This window comes from Ktedonobacterales bacterium, assembly GCA_036557285.1.
Classification (GTDB): Bacteria; Chloroflexota; Ktedonobacteria; order Ktedonobacterales; family DATBGS01; genus DATBHW01.
In genome coordinates this window covers 1-23,459 of the sequence record DATBHW010000034.1, presented here as the reverse complement: position 1 = coordinate 23,459, position 23,459 = coordinate 1, and the positions used below count along the sequence as shown (strand labels likewise).

The following is a 23,459-nucleotide window of genomic DNA, read 5'->3' as shown; positions in this document are numbered from 1 at the left end:
GGCGTGTGCCTGGTTTGTGCGATGAGATGAAAGGAACGTTTGTATGTCACAGCGAATAGATGCTGGGGAGCAAAGCGGGTATCAGGCTCCCAGTCAGTATTATGGCGCGCTGTATCAGGGGCAGCAGGGGTTTGCGAGGGGGGCTGGCGGGACGTTTGGGCCGTTGTTTGTTCAGGGGAATCTGAGTGAGCATACGATGATGCGTCACCGTCTGATCCTTGCCATTTGCTCATTGGCGGCGGTGGTGATCTCGGTGATCGTCCTGGTGGTGGCGCTGGATTCTTATTACGGCGGCACTTATATTGTGTCTGCCCTGATTGCGCTTGCGATGGTCTGCACGACGATTGTGGCTATCAATGTGGCGTTTAATCTGCGGCGCTGAGGTTGTGAGGCTAGCAGTGGTTATTGACTTTTGGCAAGCGTCCTTAAAACCGTTATTGATCGGTTTTGAGGACGTTGGGATGGGAATTGCTGGCTCTTCAGAGCCGGAGAAGGTCAGGAGCAGGGTAGTGGTTCAAGAGCGGGTTCTCTTTTTTGGGAAGTTTCTGCAAGCTCCGTTGAAAATAGGGAGTGTCACTCCGAGTTCGGCGTGGCTTGTCGCGGCGATGCTTGCGCCGATTCCCTGGAGCAGTACCGGCGCGATTGTCGAGCTTGGCGCGGGAACGGGAGTTATCACCCGTGAAATTCTCAGACGGCTGCCGCCGGGGGGAAAAGCCTTTATTTTTGAGCAAGACGCCAGGCTGCGAGCAACACTGCGGGAGGATTATCCCGGGTTCACGGTTGAGGCGAATGCGGAGCATCTGTATGCGGTGATCAAGAACGCTGGTACAGAGCAGGTAGATTGTGTGGTGTCAGGGCTGCCGTTTACGACTTTGCCAGAACAGACCAGGCAGGCAATTCTGGCGGGCGTTCTTCAGGCGCTGAAGCCGGGAGGATTCTTCATTGCCTTTCAGTATTCGCTGCATATGCGCGCGCGGTTTTGTAGCCATTTTGACCAGATGAAGGTGAGGTATGTCCCTTTGAATGTGCCTCCGGCCTTTGTGTACTGCTGCCGCAAAGCTTCCTGACGGGAAGGGAGCGGCTGATCCGGGGCAATGTCTGCGCTGGACGGCGTTGGGCCGCCGAGACGGCGGCGGTCCGGGTGGCGTTGGGCCGCCGAGACGGCGGTACGGGTGGATGCGCGTGATCAGGCCAGAGTCTCAGCGATGAGGCTCTGGCCTGTGTGTTTAGACGGCGGCGGGCGATGGGCGCGTGAGCGCGTGGCGGAGGGCGGCGCTGGCCTGGGCGATGGCGGCGCGCGGGGCGGGGGTGTGGGTGATGGGGTTGAGCATGACGAAATCGTGGATGGTTCCCAGGTAGCGGGCTGCGGTGACGTGGACGCCTGCTGTCATGAGTTTGTGGGCGTAGGCTTCGCCTTCGTCGCGCAGTACGTCGCATTCGCCGGTGATGAGGAGCGCGGGGGGCAATCCCTGAAGGTGTTCGCGGGTGGCGCGCAGGGGCGATGCGGTTGGCTCGGTGCGGGTGGCGGCGTCGGGGGCGTAGCTGTCTGCGAACCATTCCATGCCCTTGCGGGCGAGCCAATACTCTCCGGTTCCGAACTGGCGATAGGAAGGGGTGTCGAAGCTGGTGATGTCGGTGACGGGGTAGAAGAGCGCCTGGAAGTCGATCCGGGGGCCACCACGAATTTTGGCGAGTATGGCGCAGGCGGATGCCATGTTGCCGCCAACGCTGTCACCCGCGAGGGCGAGGTGTGAGGGGTCGAGGTTGAGGGATGCGCCGTGATCGGCGATCCAGCGGGCTGCGGCGTATATTTGTTCGAGGGCGACGGGGTAGCGCGCTTCGGGAGAGCGGGCGTAGTCTACGAAGACGATGGCGGCCTGCGCGCCGTTGGCAAGCTCGCGGATGAGACGGTCATGGGTGGTTGTGTCGCCAAGCACCCAGCCGCCACCATGCAGGTAGATGACTACTGGCAGGGGGCTGCTGATGCCCTGTGGCCGGACGATGCGCAATGGTATCTGGCCGGTTGGGCCGCCGCTGATGATGCGGTCCTGGATGTCAGCGGGCGGCGGTGTAACTGCGATGGACCGCTGGACGTTGAGGAGTATGTTCCGGGCGTCGGTTGGCACGAGGGTGTAGAGCGGCTGGCCTCCCTGAGCAGCAAGCGCCTGGAGAAAGGCTGCGACGCCGGGGTCAAGGTTCATGAGGGGGGTATTGTTTTCGGGACTCATGAGAGCCTCCTGTTCGTTTGCTGGCTAATTTCGACGATAGTTCGAGCATACTCTGGGGATGCGGCAGAAATCGTACCTGTGAAAATGGTATCTGGAGCGGGTGTTCGTCAGCGCGAACGGGTGCGCCGCCAGGGACGGCGGCGGTACAGGCGGTTAGCCGCCTGGAAGGCGGCGCCGCCAAGCCTGTCTGCACAGGCTCCCCGCCCGTATTGGCGCGGCGTTCTGTTCAGAGGGGCAGCGTGTGCGCGGGCGCGGCGTTGGGCCGCCAGGGACGGCGGCGGTACAGGCGGGTGGCGTTTGCCTGGAAGGGCGGGGTTTGTGGGGGCGCGACGTTGAGCCGCCTGGAAGGCGGCGCTACAAGTGGCGCTACAAGTGGTCTATGGCTGAGGGGTGCTTTTGGGGAGGGCGCGGTAGCGGCGGTAGGCTCTGGTGAGGGATTGGAGCCATTCGTAGGAGAGGATGGGGAGGACGATGATGACGAGTTTGTTATGGCGGAATGCTTGCTTGAAGTCGCCATGCGCGGCTGAGGAGATGGCTCTGGTCATGCCGCAGCCGGGGCAGGGTCTGCCGGTGAGGTTCTTAAAGAGGCAGAGAGAGCGCCGCCGCTCCAGCCAGGGGGTGGGGACGAGGATGAGCAGGAGGGGTAGGAGGATGTAGGCGCTGACTTTCACCAAGGCTGTGAGCGATTCGTTTTTCATAGATGCTTATATTAGCGGCACGCCGGGTCTGTGTCAAGGATTTCATCTTTGCTGGTTCCACCAACTATCGGGGGTTGCCACTTGTAGCGCCGCCTGGGAGGCGGCCAGCGTTGAGCCGCCAAGATGGCGGCGCTACCAGTAACAGGTCTCGCTTGCCAACACCTCATTTTTTGGTAGAACCATCTTTGCTTGCGAGTATATATTGGATGTTGAGGGTTTCGTGAATGCCGCCGGATGCTGCTTCCTGGGCGAGTCTGGCGAGGACTTCGGCCTGGAACTGCGCGAGGACGGCGGGCGGCATGTGTTCGAGGGCGTAGCGCGGGCCGTGTGTCCAGCGGGCGCTCCACCATTCCTGGGGGTCGGCGTAGGTGAAATCGGCCTGCTCCTGGCGCACTTCTATGGCGGTAAAGCCAGCCAGGCTGAGGTGTTGGGGGAGTTGAGCATAGTTGCTGCCCTGGCCGCCGCCCGCGCGTATGGGGAACTGATGGCGCTGGTGATAGTCGGTGAGGCGCTGGCCGAACCAGTGGGAGAGGGCGTGGAGGTCGCTGGCGACGCTGATGCCGATTTTCCCGCCGGGGCGCACGACGCGGAAGAAGTGGGCGAGCGCCTGCTCCAGATGGGGGAAGAGGAAGATGGCGAATCCACAGAGGAGGTAGTCGAAGGAGGCGTCGGGGAAGGTGAGGTGTTCGGCGTCCATGTGGAGCATGCTGGCGTGGGAGATGCCGCGACGGGCAAGCTCGGCGGTGGTTTCCTGGACCATGCCTGGAGCCAGATCAATGCCGATGACCTGGCCGCGCGGGCCGACTTGCCGGGCGGCGGGGAAGAGGTTGGCCCCTCTGCCAGCGGCGACATCAAGGACGCGCGCGCCTGGAGTTATGCCGATGTGTTCGATGAGGTGCGCGCCGACATGGGCGAAGAAGTTCGGGCCGACGCTGCCATAGGCGGCGGCTACGCGATCATAAAGACCGGCGATCTGTTGTTTTTGGGTTTCGGGGGTGTCCATGAAGGCTCCTTACGAGGCCGGAGAGTTCGGAGCAGATATGGTCGCTGGGGGTCTCGATGGTACAATGAGTCCCAGTCCCATATCTGGATGAGCCGAATGTAGGGTTATGGCGCTGCCGGTGGTGTTAGTCACCGGCTGGCGCTAGTCGTTCTTCAGATGTTTGAGTTGTTGGGTGTGAACGACCCTCCAGAGTGAGATGTGGGTCAAGCGAGCGGGTATGCTGAGAGTATAGTCTGCTTCGGTCCATGTGTCAAGCGGTTTTGCGTTATTTGGGGGGCAAGCGTGGGCTGGCGGCTGAAGGCCGCGCCTGCGGCGGCGGGCGCTTGCCTCCCCTTGCGGGACCTGGGCCTGCGGCCTGGGCTGCTGGCCTCGGCTGTTGCCCCGTCCTCTCGCTCCCGTTGGTCGCTCGCGCAGCCCAGTTCCCGCATTCTCCCTCGCTGCGCTCGGTCGCGGGCCGCCGCTGGTGCCCCGTCCTCTCGCTCCCGCGCCTGGAGGCTCAACGCCGGCCTGCTGGTACGCTGACCTGGAGGGCGCACGCCACTTGTAGCGCCGCCATCCTGGCGGCTCAACGTTGGCCCGCCGCTACGATGGATGGGAGGGCGACCGCTCGCCCTGGCGCAGCCTTGGCCGCCTGGAAGGCGGCGCTACAAGTGGCGTTCGCCTGGAAGGGACGGCGGTACAGGTGGCGTTCGCCTGGAAGGGACGGCGGGAGCGGTTGGCGCGGCGCTGCCGTGTTGGTAAGGAGTGCGATTGGTGAGCAGCGGTTTATTGGAGCGGCGCGCGCTCATTGCTGTTACGGGCATACAGGCTGCGGGAAAGTCTACGGTTTCGCGCTTGCTTGCTCAACGCTTTGAGCGCGGCGTGCATGTCGAGGCGGATGTGCTTCAGCATATGATTGTGTCGGGGGGCGAGGGGGTGCAAGAACCAGGAGAGCCGCAGGGAGAGGCTGCTGTGCAATATAGGCTGCGGCTGAAGCATATGTGTGCGCTGGGGCGTTCGTTTTTTGAGGCGGGTTTTACGGTGGTTCTGGATGATATTATGCTTGGGGAGAGCTGGCGCTACGTTCAGGAGCAGTTGGAGGGGGTTTCTTGTTCGCTGGTGGTGCTGGCTCCGCGCGTTGAGGTGGTGGCCCGGCAGCGCGATCAGCAGCGAGCAAAGCGGCCTTTGGGCGAAGCCTGGGCGGTGTATCTTGACGAGGCTTTCCGTGCGACGATGATGGGGATCGGGTGCTGGATTGATAGCTCGGAGCAGACGCCAGACGAGACGGTTGAGGAGGTTCTTCAGCGGCTCTATCCGACTAGGGGTTGATGAAGCGGTCTGGCGGTTAAAACCGCGCCTGCGGCGGCGGGCGCGCGAGCGAGCGCAGCGAGCGAGAATGCCGAGGCTCAGCCGAGGCAAGCGCCCGCGCCTGGAGGCTGCGCCACCAAGCCTGCCTGCACAGGCTCCCCGCCCGTATAGGCGCGGCGTTCTGTTCAGAGGGGCAGCGTGTGCGTGGGCGCTGCGTTGAGCCGCCTGGAAGGCGGCGCTACAAGTGGCGTTCGCCTGGAGGGGCGGCGTTGGGCCGCCAGAGACGGCGGCGGTACAGGTGGCGTTCGCCTGGAAGGCGGCGGTACAGGTGGCGTTCGCCTGGAAGGGACGGCTGGTGTTGTTGCCGGGGTTTTGGATTTTGACGGGCGCGGGCTGTTTGTGTCATACTAGGGGTGTTATTCTGCATTGCTGGTTCAGAGAGGAACATTATGTACGCGCTCTGCTGACTGCTGATTTAGCATCTTCCAATGCTGGTCGGCAACCCTCGCTCAATACTGGCGCCTGGACGCGCTTACCCTCAATGGCGCGCCGGGTTGCGCGCGCGCTCCTCCGGTTCTTTCCACTGGAACTGCGTTTGTTTGTGATCGCATTCGGTGGAAGGAGCATCCTCTTTTATGAGTCAGACTCACCCCTCTCAGGACACACAGCCTGGGCGTTCGCTGTGGCGCAACCGCGATTTTCTGCTGCTGTGGAGCGGGCAAAGTGTTTCGACGCTGGGTACAGGTATTTCGACGTTTGCCCTGCCGCTGCTGGCGCTGGCGCTGACGCATTCGCCCGCGCTGGCTGGATCGCTGGCGGCAGTGCGTCAGGCTCCCTATCTGCTTTTCAGTCTGCCAGCGGGGGCGCTGGTTGATCGCTGGGACCGCAAGCGTGTAATGATCTTCTGCGATGTAGGGCGCTGGCTGGCGCTGGGGTCGGTTCCGCTGGCCTTTGCGCTGGGACATCTGACGCTGGCGCAGTTGTATGTGGTGGGCTTTGCGGAGGGGACGGCGTATGTGTTTTTCAGCCTGGCTCAGATCGCGGCCCTGCCGCAGGTGGTAGTGCCCGCGCATCTGTCGCGGGCTTACGCGCTGGATAATGCGAACGAGTATGTGGGCGCTTTGCTTGGCCCGGCGCTGGGCGCTTTTCTCATCGGGCTGGCTCCGGCGATTGAGTTGGGGTCGATGCTGGCGTATCTGGCGGACAGCGTTTCGTATCTGTTCTCGGTGGTTTCGCTGCGTTTTATGCGCGTCTCGTTTCAGAAGGAGCGCGCCCGCGCCTGTGGCGGCGGGCGCGCAGCCGTGAGCCAGCGCAGCCTGTGGGCGGAGATTGCCGAGGGGCTGCGCTTTCTGTGGGGGCAGCGGCGGCTGCGGCTGATGGTGCTGCTGACGACGATCATCAATTTTCTGCAAAGCCCGGTTACGCTGGCGGTGATTGTGCTGGCTGGCAGGGAACTGCATCTGGATGTGCAGACGTTGGGGCTGGTGGTGAGCGCGGGCGGCGTTGGCGGCGCTCTTGGCGCGTTGATGGCTCCCTGGCTGCGGGGGCGGCTGCGCTTTGGACAAATTATTATCGGATCGGTGCTGCTATGGTCTGCTGCGGCGCTGGCGCTGATGGCTGCGCCTTCGGCGGTTGTGCTGGCGGTTGGCTCCGGGCTGGTGAGTCTGTTGTGGCCGGTCTATGGAGTGACGCTGGTTTCGTATCGGCTGGAGGTGACACCAGACGCGTTGCAGGGGCGCGTCAACAGCGCGTTTCGGTTTTTGTCCTATGGGAGCGAGCCGCTGGGGGCGGCGCTGGGGGGCGCGCTGCTGACGGCGCTTGGCCCGCGTCCTGTGCTGGGGCTGATTGCGGGGGGACTGGCGCTGAGCGGTCTGGTGGCGCTGGGGACGGAACTGCGCAAGGGGTGAGAGAGTTAGGGTGGGGTAATTCGTCAATGTCATCGTTTTCTGGTAATGTATATATAGACTTATGAGAAAAATTGTGGTCTAGGGCTGCATTACCTGTACCATTGTTTCTCGCATTTCAGAGTCGGGTTCACAGGCACATTACACTTTGGGCATTACTACCCCTGTTGTGATTGGGTCATCAGCGCCTCACTGTGACGAAAAAGAAGGGGTGTGCCATGCGAAGGAAACCGCGCGCTCTGGTTCTGGCGCTTTGCTGTGTGGCGCTGTTCGCGTGCACTGTGCAAGCCGCCACAGATCCTCCCGATCCCATCAAAGTCACGCCGGCAGATACATCGTCGGGAACATTGGATGTCGAGGTTACGATTCTGGAAAATCAGGATGCGACCGATCACAAGACCACTATTACGCTGTCGTTCAGTACGACGGCGATTGATGAGCAGAATACGGCGCTCTTTAATAACCCGAACGAGGAGGTGATTTGTAATACGGTGAAGCAGCAGTTGGCTGTCTCGGTGTCGCATGTACTGCATGTCCCGCGTGGGGATTATAGCTGTGTGTACAGCGGCAATAAGAATGGGGTCGCTCTGCCCTATGTGAGAATGTTCGTTATTCGGGCGAGAAGCGAGCTTTCTCCGCAGCTTCCCACTGTGACGCGGGATGGCTTCAGTATCGAATACACGCCTGACTCGGATGGCATGTGTACGCTCCTGGGGAAGGCTGAGGATAAAGCGCAAGACCCGCCTGTCCAGGGGAAGCAGGTGCCAAGCAATCTAGGCGTGTACTCTGGCCCAAGCACCAGCGGATTGCGTGGGGAGGGAGATGTATTTTTGACCAGAACGTGTATATGGCAGAATCTGCCCAGCGCGTTCGCTCGTATGGAAGTGACGTATGTTTCACTTGCGAGTGTCGAGGTGGAGTGGACGCGCTGAGGGCGAGCGTGCGCGTGGGCGCGGAGGCGGGCCGCCTGGAAGGCGGCGCTACAAGTGGTACAGGTGGGTGGCGTTTGCGTGGGCGCGGCGATGGGCCGCCTGGAAGGCGGCGGTACGGGTCGCGCAAGCATTCAGGAGGGGTTGGGGTGGGCGTAGCGGGCTATGATGCCTTCTGCGGCGTGGATGACGCGCTGGCGCAGGGCGGGCGGTTCGATGACTTCTACCTGGGGGCCGAAGCGTAAGACGTACTCGCAGGCGGTGTGTTCTTCTTCGAAGCGCATGGAGAGGGTGAGCCAGTCGTCTGTATCCGCCGGGGGGCTGATGTGTTCGATGCGGGCGTAGCGATCTGCGTGGCGCATGGAGGGGACGATGGCGGGATCGGCGCGCAAGGTGGCGGGATAGCGGGGGAGATTGGCTTTGAAGTCGGCGGTGGACTGCGCCCAATAGGCGGCGAGGTCGAAGGTTGGCGGGCGAACGAAGGACTGCTCTGTGACCTGGACGCTCTGCACGCGCGAGACGCGATAGCTGCGCAGTTCGCCTTCGACGGCGGCGATGAGATACCAGACGCTGCCCTTTGCGACGAGGCCGAGCGGGTCGGCCAGGCGTTCGACGGTTGCGCCGTCGCCGCGCTGGTAGGTGAGTTGGAGCTTGCGCTCCTGCCAGATGGCTTCCTGAATGGGCAGGAGGTAGGGAACGGCTTCGGGGGCTTCGTGCCAGCCCGCGCCATCTATGTGCAGGCGCTGGCGGGCGTATTCGGCGTTGCTGCGCGATATGGCCGGGAGGGCGGCCAGCAGTTTGATGAGGGCGGCATCGGCGGCCTGGCGCAAGCCGAGGTCGGCGAGCAGGCGCGAGGGTCTGGCGAGCAAGAGCGCCTGAATCTCAGGCTCGCTGAGTCCGGTGAGGTTGGTGCGATAGCCTTCCAGGAGGCTCCAGCCACCGTGTGTGCCGCGTTCGGCGGTGATGGGGACGCCAGCGATGCCAAGGGCTTCCATGTCGCGGTGGATGGTGCGCTGGGAGACTTCGAGGCGCTGCGCCAGATGACGGGCGGTGAGGCGGTGGTTGGTTTGTAAGAGGAGGAGGATGGAGAGGAGCCGGTCAGCGCGCATGGGGTACCCTCGCTTTCGTGTAGTCGCTCGCAGTGCCTGTAAGTATTGTACCCGGGAAATATGACAACAGGTGTCATGAAGTTCCTTCTATACTTTTCTCTAGCGGGCAGCCTGGTGGTTGATGGAGTTTCTCTGTTCATCGGGCCTGCTCAGCCGCCCTGGCGATTGAAATCGCGGCTAGAGGCGTCTGCGGACGCCGCCAAGCCTCCCTGCGGAGGCTCCCCACTCCTTATAGGCGCGGCGTTCGTTTATGATGGCGGCGTGCGCGCGGGCGCTGCGGTGGGCCGCCAGAGACGGCGGCGCTACAAGTGGCGTTCGCCTGGAGGGGCAGCGGTAGCAATAGCGCGGCGTTGGGCCGCCAGAGACGGCGGCGGTACAAGTGATGGTGCGAGTAAGGTGCGATGGCAATCGCTGGCGTTTTGCAAAGAGGAGGCGGGTATGCGCTATGGTGTGACTTTTCCGGCTGTGGATGCGCGAACCCTGGTTGGGCTGGCGCGGGATGCGGAGGCGGCGGGCTGGGATGGTGTGTTTGTGTGGGATTTGATCTGGGGGATCGATCCGTGGGTGTCGCTGGCGGCGGTGGCGATGGCGACAACGCGGGTGCAGTTTGGGACGATGCTGACGCCGCTGTCGCGGCGGCGTCCCTGGAAGGTTGCCAGCGAGGTGGTGACGCTGGATCATTTGTCCGATGGTCGCGTGGTGCTGCCGGTGGGGTTGGGGGCCGCTGGCCCTGAGCATGTAGACAGCGGCTTTCCGAAGGTGGGCGAGGAGGTTGATCGGAAGGTTCGGGCGGAGATGCTGGATGAGAGCCTGGATATTCTGGATGGGCTGTGGAGCAGGCAGCCGTTCAGCTACGAGGGTAAGCACTATCATCTGCGGGATGTGAGGTTTGAGCCAAAGCCAGTGCAAGCGCCGCGCGTGCCTATCTGGGTGGTGGGGGCGTGGCCGCGCATGAAGTCTATGCGGCGGGTGCTGCGCTGCGATGGCATTATGCCCTGTAAGATGGGGGCTGATGGCTCCTTCGCGCACACGAATATGACGCCTGATGACGTGCGGGCGATCACGGCGTTTGTGGCGGAACGGCGCACGTTGACGACGCCGTTCGATATTGTCTGGGAAGGTGAGACGCCTGGCGACGATCAGGAGCGGGCAATTGAGATCGTGCGCCCGTGGGCGGAGGCTGGCGTGACGTGGTGGCTGGAAAGCGTGTGGCAGACGCCGGAGACTGAGGGTGGGGTGGAGGGGATGCGCGCTCGCGTCAAGCAGGGACCGCCGCGCGCGATATAGTGTCTGAATCTGGTTGGATGCTTGTACGCCCCCCTTGCAGCCTGCAAGGGGGGCGTACTGCTGCTTCAGAAAAAATGCGCAAGGCAGGACGAGGAGCGGGCGATAGGAGGACAGGACCATACGCCGGGATGTTCCTGGCGAGAGAGAAAGAGCAAAGGAGCAGGACGTTGGGCGATTTGATCTGTCCAAAAGAGGTGTATGCGGCGCAGGGCGCTGATGCGAAGCCGCTGGTCGTTGACGTGCGTGGGCCAAAGGAGTATGCTGCCGGGCATGTGCTGGGGGCGTTGAATATTCCGCTGGGCCAGCTTCCCAAAAAGCTTGGGAAGCTGAGGCGCGATCAGCTTGTGGTGACGTATTGCAATATGCACCATCGCGGCTCTTCTCGCGGTGAGCAGGCGGCTGCGCTCTTGCGCGAGCAGGGCTATCAGGCGCAGGCGTTGGATGGCGGCTATCCGCGCTGGAAAGAGGTTGGTCTGCCGGTGGAGGCGGCGGCGTCGGCTTGAGGAGAGGGCGTATCGGCGCTGCGCACGAACGCAGCGCCGACCTTTGTACTGGCGAGCGGTTGGCCGCCTGGAAGGCGGCGGTACACGCGGCTGGATGGGGTTGATTTTTAGCGGCGAAGAGCCAGCAAAGGGGAGGGCTTATGACTTCTGACCAGCAGCAGAGTTTCGTCGGACGCTTCACGGAGATGTGTCAGGCAGATGCGCGCGTTGTGGCGGCGTTTCTTGGCGGGTCGCACGCGGCGGGGACCGCTGATGCGTATTCTGACCTTGATGTGTATGCGATTATTGACGACGAGGCGTATGATGGCTTTTTTGCTGAGCGGCGGGCGTTCATGCGGGGGCTGGGCGAGCCGCTTTTTCTGGAAGATTTCAATGCCTTTGGCTTCGATATGCTGAACTTTCAGTATGTCGGGGGGGTAGAGGGAGAACTGGCGCTGGCGCGGGCGAGCCGCTTTACGCATATTCATGGCGGCCCGTTCACGCCGCTGGTGGATAAGCAGGGCGTTCTGGCTGAGGTGGTTTTTCCGTGGTACCGGCCAACACCGGCAGAACAAGGGGAAAACTTGCATGGGCTGATCTTCTGGTTCTGGCGCGACATGTCAGTGTTTATTAAGGCGATGGGGCGTGGGCAGTTCTGGTACGCTTATGGACAGGTGGAGCGGGCGCGGGTCAGATGTGTGAATCTGGCACGCCTGAGCGTGGATTTCACTGAGGGCGCAGAAGGGTATGAGAAATTGGAGGCGGCTGTACCAGGGGAGCGCCTGCGGTCTTTGCAGGCGACCTTTTGCCTGCTGGAACGAGCGGCGCTGTTCGAGGCGGCAGGGCGGCTGCTCCGGTGCTATGAAGAGCTGGCTGTTCCGCTGGCGGCGGCGCATGGGGTGATCTATCCGGCTGACCTGGCGCGCCAGGTTTCTGGTCGGCTTGAGCGGCTGCGGCTGGGGCAAAGCGATACTACCGTCGAGGGGACACCCCATCCAGCAGGGGGTTAAAACCGCGACTGGAAGCGGTAAGCCGCCAGGTCCACGCAGGTGGACTCCCTACCCGCGTAGGCAGAGCGAGGACGGACAGAGATGCGTATGCGTTCAGAGACGCCTGGCCTGGGGCCGCGCTTGCGGGCGCTTGTGGCGCTTTTTTTGCGGCTGGGTGTGGTGGGGTTTGGCGGGCCGCTGGCGCACCTTGGGCTGATGGAAGATCAGTGTGTGACGCGCCGCCAGTGGGTGACGCGCCAGCAGTTTCTGGAGGGACTGGCGATCTGTAATCTGCTGCCCGGCCCGACTTCTACGCAGCTTTCGATTTACCTGGGCTATCTGCGCGCGGGGCCGCTAGGCGGTCTGGTGAGCGGCGCGTGTTTCATTTTCCCGGCGTTTGTGCTGGTGCTGCTGCTGGCCTGGGCGTATATCCAGTATGGGGCGCTGCCGCAGGTGAGCGCGCTGTTTGTGGCTATCGGGCCGGTGGTGATCGGCATTATTGTGAATACGCTGTATCGCATGGGCAAGACGACGCTGACGACTGTGCCAGGCTGGGTTATTGCTCTGGTGGCCTGCGCGCTGGTGGTGGTCCCGCTGCTGCCGCCTTCGGTCAATCTGCTCACGATTCTGATGGCTGCGGGGCTGGCGGGCGCGCTGCTCTTTACGCGCTCGATCCAGCACCAGCCCGCGACGGGGAAGGAGGAGGCTGCATCGCTTCCGCCAGACGCGCCCAGGACTGATGGCAGCGTGAAAAGTGTGCTGGCCGCGCCGTTGCTGGGGGCGAAGGCGTTCGCGGCTGCGGCAGCGCCCGCTGCGGGGCTGCTGACGCTGGGGCTGGTGTTCTTTAAGATCGGGCTGCTGATGTTTGGCGGTGGGCTGGTGGTTGCGCCGCTCTTGCAGCAAGAGTTGGTGGATGGGCCACACTGGCTGACGACGCGGCAACTGGTGGATGGGCTGGCGGTGGGTCAGCTTACGCCGGGGCCGGTGACGACGGTTGCGACGTTTGCGGGCTACGCGGTGGATGGCTTCGCGGGTGGGGTGGTGGCTACGGTGGCGGTGTTTGCGCCGTCGTTTCTGCTGGTGCTGAGCCTGACGCCGCTGCTGGTGCGGGTGCGCAACGCGCCGGTTGCCAAAGCGTTTCTGCGGGGGATTACGGCGGGCGCGCTGGGGGCGATTGCGGCGGCGGCGATTTTGTTTGGGCGCGCAACGATTAGCGATCCCTTTACGGCGGTGATCGCGCTCGCCAGCCTCGCGCTGCTGCTGCGCTGGAATGTGAACACGGTGTTTCTTATAGGCGGGGCGGCGGCGCTGGGTTTGCTGCGGGCGCTGCTGGGCATCTAGGGTAGGGATGGGGCTGAGCCGCCAAGCCTGCCTGTGCAGGCTCCCCGCCCGCATGGGCGCGGCGTTCGTTTGTAAGAGCGGCGGGCGCGCGGCGGTGGGCCGCCTGGAAGGCGGCGCTACAAGTGGCGGGCGCGTGGAGGGGCGGCGGTAGCAATAGCGCGGCGGTGGGCCGCCTGGAAGGCGGCGGTACAAGTGGCCGCCAGGGACGGCGGCGGTACAGGCGGATTCGGTATTATCCAGCAAGGGCGGCGATCTCTGCTGGCGGGGCTATCGGAAGTTCGGGGCGCGTGGTGTGCGCCTGCTGATCTACGGCCAGCAGGACGCCAAAGCGCCAGAGAAACATCCCCTGGAAGGCGTTATCCACCAGAAGCTGGAGTTCGCAGCCCCGCGCGCCCTGATCCCTGGTGGGGGCTATACTCAGGTTGATAGTAGAGCCTATGGCTTGCTGGAGGATGTTTTCTCCGGCTGCGCAGAAGGTATCTTTCACCTGGCTGGCAGCGTCATTCACCGTCGCGTTTGGTGAGATGACCCAGTTTCCGTTCGCACCGAGGGAGAGGAAGAGTTGGACGGTGTTTTCTGTCCGACGGACTTCGGTGAATCCCTGGAAGGCCACATCGCTGACCAGTGCGCCGGATGGCGTGCTGAAGCGCCAGCGCGAGGCTAACAAGACTACAATTCCCCATTGATGGCCTGTGAGGGAGAGAGGGAGCTGCGGAGACATGATCCCCGGACAGATAAATCCAACGCAGGGCAGCCCGATGTCTTGATTCTGGGGGACGACGGGGGCAACGGTGGCGCTGGCGCGCAGGGGGGCGCTGGCGCGCTGGCTGGTCACGCTGGGCGCGTCGAAGCCGGTGGCGAAGTAGGAACCGGCGGGAACGGTCATAGCTTGCCGTGTGGTCAGCGCCTGGGTGAGCATGGCCGTAAGCTGGCTCTGCTGGCCTGGCGGCAGGTTGTCCGGTGTCAGGGAGATAAGTATCTCGAACTTCAGGACGCCTTCCACGTCATTGAGTCCCAGCATCGAGCCATTGGGAGCGGCGAAGGCGAGACAACGTTTGTCGCCAGACTGGACGCCTGCGGCTGTGACATGAGAGAGCGCCACATGGCAGGATATGGGGCGAAAAGGCGGCGCGTCCAGGCTGATGTCGTAGGTATTGCCGTGGATGGCGACAAGGATCGGGAGCGGGCCTGCCTGCTTTTTGCCATTGATGGTGACGGCGCCGTAGTTGATGTTGCTGACGATGAGCAGCGCGGGCGGAGGGTTGGCTGGCTGCGGGACAGCCAACGGAGCCGCTGGCCGGGCGGGCGCGATGTCTCCCCAGAAGATTACCAGCGCGATGAGGGCGGCCAGCAGTACAAAGCTGATCTGCATCAGCCGCTTGCGCCGGGAAGGGGGGCGGTTGAGGATGGTTTCTAGCTCGACAAGGGGTAAGTTTTCGCTGGTCCCGTCTTCAGCAGGGTCGGGCGCTGGTTCGTCCGTGTGCTGCGCCATGCCGTTCTCCTTTGTCTGCGCTTTCCGGCTCCAGGATAGCATAAGCTGAGCAAGAAGGCAAGAGGGTTGCTCTGCTGAGGCGGCGCGTCGTATGATGCAGGGCAGTTTGAGCAGCGTAAGGAGGAACAGCGTGAGTACATCTGACGACAGCAGCGCCCCCACGTCGGGGGCGGATTTTATCCGCCAGTTTTTGCCGCGTTCGCCCTATGTGGGGCATCTGGGCATGCGCCTGACCGATCTTCAGCCGGACCTGGCGACGCTGACGCTGCCGTTCGCGGAGTCTGTGGTGACGATTGGGAGCATTGTTCACGGCGGGGCGATTGCGTCGTTGATTGATACGACGGCGATGGTGGCGGCGTGGTCGGGCGCGGCGCTGCCGGAGAACGCGCGTGGGACGACGGTGGGGCTGACAGTCAATTATCTGTCGGCGGCGAGCAGCGAAGACCTCCAGGCGACGGCGAGGGTTTTGCGGCGTGGGAAGAATCTGGTCTATCTTGATGTGGAGGTGTCGGGCGCGTCGGGGACGCTGGTGGCGAAGGGTCTGGTGACGTATAAGCTGGGCTAGCTGGCCGCCGAGACGGCGGCGCTCCGCGGGAAGCGTTGTCGGCCAGGGCCAGCAGCGCGATGGGCCAGCAGTGGGCCGCCAGGGACGGCGGCGGTACGGGTGGCCGCCAGGGACGGCGGCGGTACGGGTGGCGTGGGCGTTCTCAGGCGATGGTGAACGCCTGGCGCACTTCGGGGGGGACGCCTGCCTCGGCGCGCACGCTGGTGGCGCGCAGATAGTGGGCGAAGGCTTCGGCGGCGGTGCGCAGGGCGGCCAGCAGGTCTGGTGTGGGGGTGATGTCTGGCTCCCACCACCAGCGAGAAATGGTCCAGACGCCGCCGCCCTGTGAGGAAGCCAGGCGGCTGTCCAGGCGGGCTACGAAGCGATCACCGTAGAAGACGGGCAAGACATAATAGCCCCAGCGCCGCTGCGGTTCGGGCTTATAGACTTCCCAGACGTAATCGAAATCGAAGAGCTGCGCGACGGCCTTGCGATCCCAGAGCAGGCTGTCCAGCGGCGCGATGAAGATGACGCGCGGCGCGGGGGCGGAGGCGTCCAGTAAGGGGAGGGCGCTGGTGGGCAGGTAGGCGGCCCAGGCTTTGGAGCCGTTTTCGCTGATCTGCGCGGGCGTCAGGTCGCCTGTCTCTACGAGTTCTTGGAGGGCGACGGCGCGCTCAGCAGGCGTGCCGCAGCCGTACCAGATGCTGACTTCGCCTGCTGGGCGCATGAGGCCCAATGCCTGGGCGCGGCGGGCGATGATCCAGCGGGTGAACTCGGCCTGGTCGAGCAGGGGCGGGGCGTTGAAGTGTTCGGGTGGGATGACGCGCTCGGCGCGATCATAGTAATGGCGGCCACCCTGGCGGTGATGGGTGGCGATCAGCCCGCGATCCCAAAGGGCGCGCAGAATGTGTTTGATGCGTTTGGGGCCATACCAGGCGCTGCGGTCGGTGAAGTGGGATTGGTCCTCAAACTCCAGGCTGGAGAGCGGGCCGCGCGCGTCAAGCTCGGCGAGCGCGGCGGCGGTGGCTTCGGCCTCTTCGGCCAGGAGCAGGGGACTCCAGGTGGAGCGATTGGCGCGGATGGAGGCGCGTTTCGACCAGTCGCTGATCGGTACGAGGCACGCCATCTTGTCCCAGGCGTCATAAACGAGGCGGTCTGTGTAGGCGGTTTGCTGCCAGTCGTCCACCTGATAGCCAGGGGTTCGGGCCTGGAAGACGAGATCAGGGTTGCGGCCTACGGGGTTGAGCGGGTCATATTGTACCGTTCCCAGGCGGTGAAAGACGCCGGGTATGTCGGTTGGTGTAAAGTGATAGTTGGCAAGAAAACGCCGGGCTTCTGCGCGAGAGAGCGCGAGTGTCATATGGTCTGGTCCTCCTCTACGGTTGCTCTGGTCCGAGTCTATCACGAAAAGAGGACAGAATACATCCTTTTTACGCGAGTCTTGAAAGAGAGAGGAAACATCTGGAGAGCATCAGGAGCCAGGTCAGTCTGTGAAGTAGTTCACAGTTCCAAACGTTCTGCTTTGCTACGATACGTCAGGCGAGCGATGGTATGGAGTTGTGTGGGATTTCTTGCCCGAAACGAACGTAGTTCTCTTGGGAGCGTTTGTACGGCGGCTGAAGTGTTTGGCTTCCCAACTCTGCCACATGAACGATGTCACATTCGGGTAGGCAGCAACGATATAATAGATAGGGATACGTCTATACGCAGGGAGCAGGAGCGTCTGATATGAGCCATCCTTCGATTTCAACCACGGAAGCAGAACCCCCCTACGGCGAGCAGCCGGTTTCTCCAGAGGATGATGTGACGCTTGATCTGGAAGAGCCAGGGTCGGCTGATATGATGCTGGCCGATGAGGCGCCAGGCGAGGCGAGCGCGGGCGAGGAGACGCTTGATCTGCGTGACCTGGCCGGAGAAACGCTGGTTGGCTGCGAGCTACAGGAGGGGAAGTATCGCGTGCTGGCGCTGCGTCCGGGCGCGCTGGCGGGGTTGTCGCTGGTTGGCGTGTCCTATACGGCACTGCATACGGACCTGCAAAAACGACTGACCCTACGCTATCTGCCGCTGGACCTTGATGCTTCTGCGGAGGAGCGCGAGGAGACGACGGCGCAGTTTCTGCGCGAGGTGCGCGTGCTGGCAAAGCTGGACCATCCCAGCCTGCCGCGTGTGCATGATTATTTTTGCGAAGGCGCGGCTTGCTATGTGGTGATGGATGAAGTGTCCGAGCGCACGCTGGCGGATGCGCTGGCGGATGCGGCCCAGGAGGGGCGCGTGCCTGCCCTGCCGCCGGTGATGATTGCTCAACTGGGGCTGGAACTGGTCCGCGCGCTGGGCTATCTGCATCAGCAGCGCCCGCCGCTGGCGTTAGGAGGGCTGCGCCCTGAAGATATTGCGCTGCCAGCGGATGGCCCGGCGCAGTTAATGAGTCTGAGCGCGCTCAGCATGGTGGCGTCGCTGTCGTCGGTGTCGCTGCCGGGTCTTACCTCGCTGCCCACACTGGGGGGTCCAGAGCCGATTACGAAGATTACAACGATGGACGATCTGCCCACCGCGCCAGCCAGCCCCTGCCCAGGGGATGATCTGTACAGCCTGGGGGTGCTGCTGCGCGAACTGGCGGGCGGCGCTGAGGTGGTGGAGCGTGTGATGGATCGGCTGCGCCGCCCGGATGAAGTCTTGCAGGCGGATGATGCGGGTGACGCGCCGCCGATTTCGCTGACGCTGGCGGGGGTGATTCAGATTGCGGCGCATGACGAGCCGGGGCGGCGCTTTCAACAAGCCGCCGCGATGGAAACGGCGCTGATGCGCGCCTGGGTGATCGAGCGCCGCATTGTGCGTCAGGCCGAACAGAGCCGGGGCGATGGTGGCGCGGCTCGTCTGGAGAGTGAGGAGGAAGACCTGGCGGCGACGGCGCTGGAGTTGGAGGCGCCGGAGGCTGAGGCCGCGCGCCAGCATGAGAAGCTGGCAACCCGGCACTTTTGGCTCGAAAGTGCTGTCTCAGCCGGATCACGGACGGCTACCTGCTGGCGCTGCGGCGGGCATAACACGCCGGGCGCGCGGCTCTGCCGGGTGTGTGGGGCGCGCCAGCCAACGCTTGCCGATCAGCGCGGGCGAGGCTATCCGTCGGAGCCGCGCCGCCGGGCGCGCCCGACGCGCAGGCTGGATGAATCGGGCTGGGCGGCATGGGGCGAAGATGAGATGGAGGCCGCGCCGACGCGCCCACGACGCTCTCGCCCGGCTCCTGGCCGCCAGGCCACAGCAGAGGCGCGAACGCTGGCGCCGCTGCGCCGCCCAACCGCGCCCCCACGCGAGCAGCCAGATCACGGGCGGCGTCTGCTGTGGGGGCTGGTCTGGGCCTGCTTTGTCATGGCGTTCCTGCTGGGCGGGGCAACGCTGGTTGTCACCTACCTGGCGCTACGCTAATTACGTCGCGCTGTCTGCCCCGTCCATTGCTCAGGCTTTGCAATTCGTCCTGGGCGATTTCCAGGCTTTTTTGCGCCCGCTCTATGTCGAAGTCCATCCGCATTGCTTGATAGACTTTGAGCGCGGCTTGATAGTAAGCGATGGCGCGCTTCAGGTTGGCGTGGCGTTCGCCGCCCGGCAAGGTGCTGTAGGCAACGGCCATCTTGTGGCGTATGCGGGCGACGTGCAGCTTGTTCCTGGGGTCGGAGGTGAGCAGCCAGCGGTAGAGGATCAGGGCCGTGACGGTATCCTGGATTTCGTGATTTTGCCTGGCGCGATTGACGGCGCTGGAGGCGCGCTGTTCGGTTTCGGGGGCCATGAGGTCGCCAGGAGCCTGGGAGACGGCTTCGAGCAGGGGCGACCAGTAGGCGGATTGGCTTTGCTGGGCAGCGAGGCCGAGCGCGATGGCGAGTTCGGGCTGGCCGAGGGCCAGGGCGTGATGAGCGGCTTCGATCTGGGCTTGCTCGCTGTTCAGGCCGCCGGGGTGCAGGTCGGCGATGCTGGCGAAGCGAATAAAATGGGCGCGCAGGCGACTGTGCGCCTGATAATAGTCGCTCTGCGGGTTTCTCTGCGGAACCAGCCGCTTTAGCAGGAGGGCGCGCAGCAGGGGATGGAAGGTGATTTGCTGCGCGTTGAGGCTCCGCATGAAGGGCAGGCTGCGATAGTGTTCCCACTGCCGGGCGGCTTCGTCGTCGCTGGGGAGTTGCAGGACCGCGCCCAGCGTGGCGGCGTCCAGGGTGCGCGGGGCGGCGCAGAGGGTGAACTGGCGGCGCTCGCCTTCGGGAAGCTGGCGCAAAAAGAGATCAAGCAGATAGCAGAGCAAGTCGTCGGCCTGGCCGAAGGCGAGGGCGTCGGATTGCAGGGCTTCCTTGAGTTCGGCGGGGTCCAGCGGATGGCCGCGCGCCTCTGCCTCCAGGGCAGCAGCGGCGGCCAGCGCCAGGCAGAGCGGCTGGCCGTAGGTGAGCTGGCAAATGGCGCTGACCAGTTCTTCTTCAACAAAGACCTGCGTGCCGCGCTGTTCGTCGAGCTTCGCCAGATAGTCGCGCGTGCCGCGCGCGCCAAGCTCTGGCAGTTGGAGGGTCAGGGCTAACTGGCTCAGCCGAATGGCGCTTTTGTCTTCTGGCAGCAGGGAGAGCCAGTCCTGAAGCCGTCGCAGGGCATAGCGCCGGGCGAGAAGGGGGGCAGCCTGCTCCTCTGGCGAGGCGTCCGGCCCTTCTTCCTCATCGGAAAAGAGGCGCTTGCGCGTGCCTATGACGAGCAAGAGGGGGTCGCTTTCGCTGCTGAGGCGCTGTTCGGCCAGGGCGAGGATTTCGAGCAGGCGATAGGCGCGATTGTTGGATTTTTCGAGCAGGGCTTCGAAGCCATCGAGAAAGATGACGGCGTTAGTGGCTTTATCCCAGCAGTAGAGGTTGGTGCGCGTGACCAGGCCATCAAGCAGATCGGCGATCAAGGCGGCGGCGAGGATTTCTTCGATGAGGTATTCGCGTTCCTGGCCTTCGAGGGCGCTCAAGACCTGGAGGCGCAGCAGGACATCATGCAGGCTTCTGGCGCTGTGCAGGCCGCTGTCGTTGGCGCAATCACGATACCAGCGCCAGCCCGGCTCTTTGTCCAGGCGCTGGAGGATGGTCTGCAAGGGTTTGAGTTCGGCGGGCCAGATGATGCCTTCGAGCAGGTAGGGGATGGAGGGGACAACGCTTTCTAGCGGTGTCTTGAGCCGATGCAAGGCGGTGAAGAAAGGGACGCTTTCGCTCAGGCAGATTTCTAGCTCGTGGAGGTTGGTGGGTGGCAGTGTTTCGATGGCGGGGGCAGCCAGGGCAATGGCCGCGCCCAGGTCGAAGCGGGGAAAGACGAGGTTTCTGCCGCTGCCATCGGTGTGTCCTTGAAGCTGGTTGCGCAGGGCGACAAGGATATGTAGGATGCTTTTGGGCGTGTGCGGTTGGGTGAAGTCGAGGGAGGCGTAGGGCAGCGCGGAGCAGCCATCCGAGCAGCATCGGTGATCCCGTAGATAGTCCATGAGCGCGCTTTTGCCGCCGCCGCCAGGGGCCATGAGGACAAACAGAGGCAGGATAGGCCAGGGTCGCCGGGGGTCGCGTCCGCGCAGCATGTTAAAGAGCGCAATGGCCTCGCGCCGGTTGGTGAGTACGCTTAGTTGATCGTTGTACATGCCCTACCCTCACAGCGATCTACTTCTTGCTGCGTTGCTTGAGCAGCGTACCATAGCTGGAGCAGAGAGTCAACCAGTCCAAAGGAAGAGATTGGGCTATGCAAAAGTCGGGGGTCGCGCCCCGCCTGCAAAGCGGTGAGGAGGAAGATCGAAGAGGGATGGGAAGCTGGCATGTGAGACGCTCCTTTCTGCTTACAGGCTGAAGCAGAGCAGCCACCTGTGGAATGGGTGAAGCCGCTCTGCCTCGCGCCTGGCCGCATGCCCGCTGCCGAAGGGAGGAGGACCAGCGGCTGGCTTGAGCGTGACTTCAAGCTGGTTCCTGCCTCTCCAACGTTCGGCATCTGGCGTTCAGCCGATCCAGAAGGTGGCTGCTGAGAGGTCTCTGCCAGTGGAATGGTAGAATGCCCTCAGCCCCAACTCCTGTCTCAATCAGGACCGGGGATGAGCGGCGTCGCCGGTGGATGATGCACTGGCGCCGCCGTGCCGTTGCCTCGACGAGACGTGCTTACCATGTGAAAGCACTTGCAAACAGTATAATGCTTGCTTTGGGCTGCGTCAAGGCTGTGCTGTGATGGCGGTCGCCCGCCCCGGCGATTGAAATCGCGCCTGGAGGCTGGCGGCTAAAGGCCGCGCCTGAAGGCTACGCCACCAAGCCTGCCTGTGCAGGCTCCCCCCACTCGCGTCGGCGCGGCGTCTGCACCTGTAGCGCCGCCATCCTGGCGGCCACCGCTGCGCCAGGGCGAACGCCGCGCCTATTGGGCGGGAAGTCCACTAGAGTCTGTTATGCACTTTTGCGCGGACTCGCTTTTCACCAAGCTTTGCAGCAACCATGTCAAACTGCGATCCATTGCTGTTAGCCCGGACGTGAACTGCCTTCGTAAAAGTGCATAACACGCTCTAAGAGCGCAAGTGTCATCCACTTCTGGTGGTGCATCTCATGCAGCACGCGTCCTGCCTTGGCGTCAGCAGTGCTGATGGTATGCAGGAGCGCGGCGTGGGCATAAACTCCGTCAGACACCGAAAGAGGTGGTGCCTCGCCGACTGGATGGAGCTTCAGGAGCATCGCTACAAAGTACACCTTTCACCTCCCTGGTCGATTCGGCCGATAGGAACCATCCCGTCGACGCAATTCCCGTGCTCCGACTTGACAGAGGAACTCATCATTCTGATAGACCCAGGCCCACGCCTCCGCGGTGGGGAATTGCACCAACGTGACGTCTTGCTCCAGCCAGCAGGTCAGCAAATCATCGACATAATGCAGTCCATCATAGACAATGCTCCCATCTGCGCCAATGTGGGCTGAGCGATGCGGAAGTAGCTGGCGCAGTGCAGGAAACTGCCAGGTCGGTTCTCTGGAATAGCCTTTCAGCCGGACAAACTGGAGATCGCATGCCCGTTGGGTTCGTAACGGTCCGCCACCCAGAAACTTCGCCAGGTAGCTATCAAACAGCAGGGCAAACTGCTGCCGCGAAAGGTTGCGCCCGCTCAGATCTCGCTCCCACGGCCGTTGGAGTTCTGTCGGCAAGGGGCACCGCTGGGCTCCCATCTCCTCAATGGCGAGGGGAAGAGTAGCACACGCCTGTCGGCACTGGGCGCTGAGCGCTACTTCACTCCGAAGCTGGCTGGGCAGCCGCCAGCGTAATCCGGCAGCGGCAGTGCGGGCTGGGACGCGCTGGACAATCAGGGCCTGGAAGAGCGCCAGTGCTGCGCCTTCCTGTACGGCCTCCGGACGCACAACGCAGAAAGCGAGGATCCGTGGCGGGTGGGCTTCCAGGATACACATGAGGGAAGGGGCATAGCGATCCAACTCCTCATCCTGGAGCAGCACCGCCGGACGCAATTCAATCAACCACCACGGCTCGGGGCTGACCTCGCAGGTGACGGCAACTGCAGCCTCCCGCTTGGCCTGCAGGTACTCGCACATGGCCCACACAGCCTCGTAGGTCAGCCCCGCCACACCCGCATCGCTGGCCATTGCCTGTAAGATCTGCCAGACCACGCGCGCGCTGCGACTTGGACGACAGCAATAGATCGCCTCAATAGCCTGATAGACCGCTAGCGTGACTCCTTGAAAGACCTGCTCGACCGTTGCCAGGTCGCTTACCAGGCTCGTAGCACCATAGCGGCATGCAAAATGACGCAACTCGGCCATGGGCAGGCCCGCCGGAAGGACCTCAGAAGCTCGCCCCCGTACCGCTCGATGCAACGCCAGATAGTAGATCTGCTGGCAGAACGCCAGTTCGAGCGGGCCATTCAAGGCGCTCTGTTGCAAGAAAGGATTCTGGTCGCTCATCCCGGCTTCCCTGGGCCTTCTGTTTCATCAGGTCTTTCTTTGGCGCGGTGTCGATCCACGGACTCCTGCTCATACTTCCCGGCAGCAGGTGGGGAAGAGGAAGAAGCGTTCTGGACTGCACCCCATCCACCGGACCAGTGGATCAAGTCAACTCAGCAATACATACCATCTGAGCGGCTTCAAACTCAGCCGGAGGCAGATAGCCTAAGCTTGAATGAAGCCGCTTGGTATTGTACACCGCCTCGATGAA

General features: G+C 63.2%; 21 protein-coding genes. 12 read left to right on the top strand and 9 right to left on the bottom strand.

Features of this window, described 5'->3' with window-relative positions; all coding sequences use genetic code 11:
- Positions 1 to 43: 43 nt before the first annotated feature.
- Together VH599_09900 and VH599_09895 are read left to right on the top strand one after the other, a co-directional pair.
- Positions 44 to 382, top strand: coding sequence for a hypothetical protein (locus tag VH599_09900; GenBank protein ID HEY7348614.1), 339 nt, complete (start codon positions 44 to 46; stop codon positions 380 to 382).
- A 127-nt stretch (positions 383 to 509) separates the two neighbouring features.
- Positions 510 to 1,067 carry a methyltransferase domain-containing protein gene (locus VH599_09895; protein ID HEY7348613.1) on the top strand — a complete coding sequence of 186 codons (558 nt, stop codon included), beginning with the start codon at positions 510 to 512 and terminating at the stop codon, positions 1,065 to 1,067.
- A gap of 159 nt (positions 1,068 to 1,226) precedes the next feature.
- Here the strand turns inward: VH599_09895 and VH599_09890 are convergent, their stop codons facing one another.
- The 3 genes from VH599_09890 to VH599_09880 form a co-directional block, all read right to left on the bottom strand.
- Positions 1,227 to 2,228, bottom strand: coding sequence for an alpha/beta hydrolase (locus VH599_09890; protein HEY7348612.1), 1,002 nt, complete (start codon positions 2,226 to 2,228; stop codon positions 1,227 to 1,229).
- A gap of 377 nt (positions 2,229 to 2,605) precedes the next feature.
- Positions 2,606 to 2,926, bottom strand: coding sequence for a DUF2752 domain-containing protein (locus tag VH599_09885; GenBank protein HEY7348611.1), 321 nt, complete (start codon positions 2,924 to 2,926; stop codon positions 2,606 to 2,608).
- A 163-nt stretch (positions 2,927 to 3,089) separates the two neighbouring features.
- The gene (locus VH599_09880) at positions 3,090 to 3,929 is read right to left on the bottom strand and encodes a methyltransferase domain-containing protein (GenBank protein HEY7348610.1); all 840 of its coding nucleotides are present in this window, start codon (positions 3,927 to 3,929) and stop codon (positions 3,090 to 3,092) included.
- 753 nt (positions 3,930 to 4,682) lie between these two features.
- Here VH599_09880 and VH599_09875 point away from each other — a divergent pair.
- The 4 genes from VH599_09875 (at position 4,683) to VH599_09860 (ending at position 8,052) form a co-directional block, all read left to right on the top strand.
- The gene (locus tag VH599_09875; protein ID HEY7348609.1) at positions 4,683 to 5,237 is read left to right on the top strand and encodes an AAA family ATPase; all 555 of its coding nucleotides are present in this window, start codon (positions 4,683 to 4,685) and stop codon (positions 5,235 to 5,237) included.
- A gap of 183 nt (positions 5,238 to 5,420) precedes the next feature.
- Positions 5,421 to 5,627 carry a hypothetical protein gene (locus tag VH599_09870; GenBank protein HEY7348608.1) on the top strand — a complete coding sequence of 69 codons (207 nt, stop codon included), beginning with the start codon at positions 5,421 to 5,423 and terminating at the stop codon, positions 5,625 to 5,627.
- A 224-nt stretch (positions 5,628 to 5,851) separates the two neighbouring features.
- Entirely contained in the window at positions 5,852 to 7,123 is a 1,272-nt protein-coding gene (locus VH599_09865; GenBank protein ID HEY7348607.1) for an MFS transporter, read from the top strand.
- 215 nt (positions 7,124 to 7,338) lie between these two features.
- Positions 7,339 to 8,052 carry a hypothetical protein gene (locus VH599_09860; protein ID HEY7348606.1) on the top strand — a complete coding sequence of 238 codons (714 nt, stop codon included), beginning with the start codon at positions 7,339 to 7,341 and terminating at the stop codon, positions 8,050 to 8,052.
- 131 nt (positions 8,053 to 8,183) lie between these two features.
- Here the strand turns inward: VH599_09860 and VH599_09855 are convergent, their stop codons facing one another.
- Positions 8,184 to 9,158 (bottom strand): WYL domain-containing protein, encoded by a 975-nt coding sequence (locus tag VH599_09855; GenBank protein ID HEY7348605.1) that lies wholly within the window; start codon positions 9,156 to 9,158, stop codon positions 8,184 to 8,186.
- Between the two features lie 75 nt (positions 9,159 to 9,233).
- Between VH599_09855 and VH599_09850 the strand changes: the two genes are divergently transcribed.
- From VH599_09850 to chrA, 4 genes are all read left to right on the top strand, one after another.
- Positions 9,234 to 10,445: an LLM class flavin-dependent oxidoreductase gene (locus VH599_09850; GenBank protein ID HEY7348604.1), complete on the top strand. Its 1,212-nt coding sequence runs from the start codon at positions 9,234 to 9,236 to the stop codon at positions 10,443 to 10,445.
- Between the two features lie 167 nt (positions 10,446 to 10,612).
- A complete protein-coding gene (locus VH599_09845) occupies positions 10,613 to 10,948 on the top strand; it encodes a rhodanese-like domain-containing protein (GenBank protein ID HEY7348603.1) in 336 nt (111 codons plus the stop codon).
- A gap of 140 nt (positions 10,949 to 11,088) precedes the next feature.
- Positions 11,089 to 11,937: a nucleotidyltransferase domain-containing protein gene (locus VH599_09840; GenBank protein ID HEY7348602.1), complete on the top strand. Its 849-nt coding sequence runs from the start codon at positions 11,089 to 11,091 to the stop codon at positions 11,935 to 11,937.
- An 81-nt stretch (positions 11,938 to 12,018) separates the two neighbouring features.
- Complete coding sequence (gene chrA, locus VH599_09835) at positions 12,019 to 13,257, top strand: chromate efflux transporter (protein ID HEY7348601.1); 1,239 nt, start codon at positions 12,019 to 12,021, stop codon at positions 13,255 to 13,257.
- A gap of 232 nt (positions 13,258 to 13,489) precedes the next feature.
- Here the strand turns inward: chrA and VH599_09830 are convergent, their stop codons facing one another.
- Positions 13,490 to 14,749, bottom strand: a complete 1,260-nt coding sequence (locus VH599_09830) for a hypothetical protein (protein ID HEY7348600.1) — start codon at positions 14,747 to 14,749, stop codon at positions 13,490 to 13,492.
- Between the two features lie 130 nt (positions 14,750 to 14,879).
- Here VH599_09830 and VH599_09825 point away from each other — a divergent pair, with 130 nt between their 5' ends.
- Positions 14,880 to 15,314 carry a PaaI family thioesterase gene (locus VH599_09825; protein HEY7348599.1) on the top strand — a complete coding sequence of 145 codons (435 nt, stop codon included), beginning with the start codon at positions 14,880 to 14,882 and terminating at the stop codon, positions 15,312 to 15,314.
- A gap of 142 nt (positions 15,315 to 15,456) precedes the next feature.
- Here the strand turns inward: VH599_09825 and VH599_09820 are convergent, their stop codons facing one another.
- Positions 15,457 to 16,653 carry a crosslink repair DNA glycosylase YcaQ family protein gene (locus VH599_09820; GenBank protein ID HEY7348598.1) on the bottom strand — a complete coding sequence of 399 codons (1,197 nt, stop codon included), beginning with the start codon at positions 16,651 to 16,653 and terminating at the stop codon, positions 15,457 to 15,459.
- Between the two features lie 368 nt (positions 16,654 to 17,021).
- On the opposite strand from VH599_09820, the gene VH599_09815 reads away from it, so the two are divergent.
- Positions 17,022 to 18,713 (top strand): hypothetical protein, encoded by a 1,692-nt coding sequence (locus tag VH599_09815; protein HEY7348597.1) that lies wholly within the window; start codon positions 17,022 to 17,024, stop codon positions 18,711 to 18,713.
- On the opposite strand, the gene VH599_09810 is transcribed toward VH599_09815, so the two are convergent.
- From VH599_09810 to VH599_09800, 3 genes are all read right to left on the bottom strand, one after another.
- Entirely contained in the window at positions 18,691 to 20,916 is a 2,226-nt protein-coding gene (locus VH599_09810) for a hypothetical protein (protein ID HEY7348596.1), read from the bottom strand. The two genes, VH599_09815 and VH599_09810, sit on opposite strands and share 23 nt — an antisense overlap.
- Before the next feature lie 853 nt (positions 20,917 to 21,769).
- Positions 21,770 to 21,994 carry a hypothetical protein gene (locus VH599_09805; protein ID HEY7348595.1) on the bottom strand — a complete coding sequence of 75 codons (225 nt, stop codon included), beginning with the start codon at positions 21,992 to 21,994 and terminating at the stop codon, positions 21,770 to 21,772.
- A 3-nt stretch (positions 21,995 to 21,997) separates the two neighbouring features.
- Entirely contained in the window at positions 21,998 to 23,209 is a 1,212-nt protein-coding gene (locus tag VH599_09800; GenBank protein ID HEY7348594.1) for a hypothetical protein, read from the bottom strand.
- Between the last annotated feature and the right edge of the window lie 250 nt (positions 23,210 to 23,459).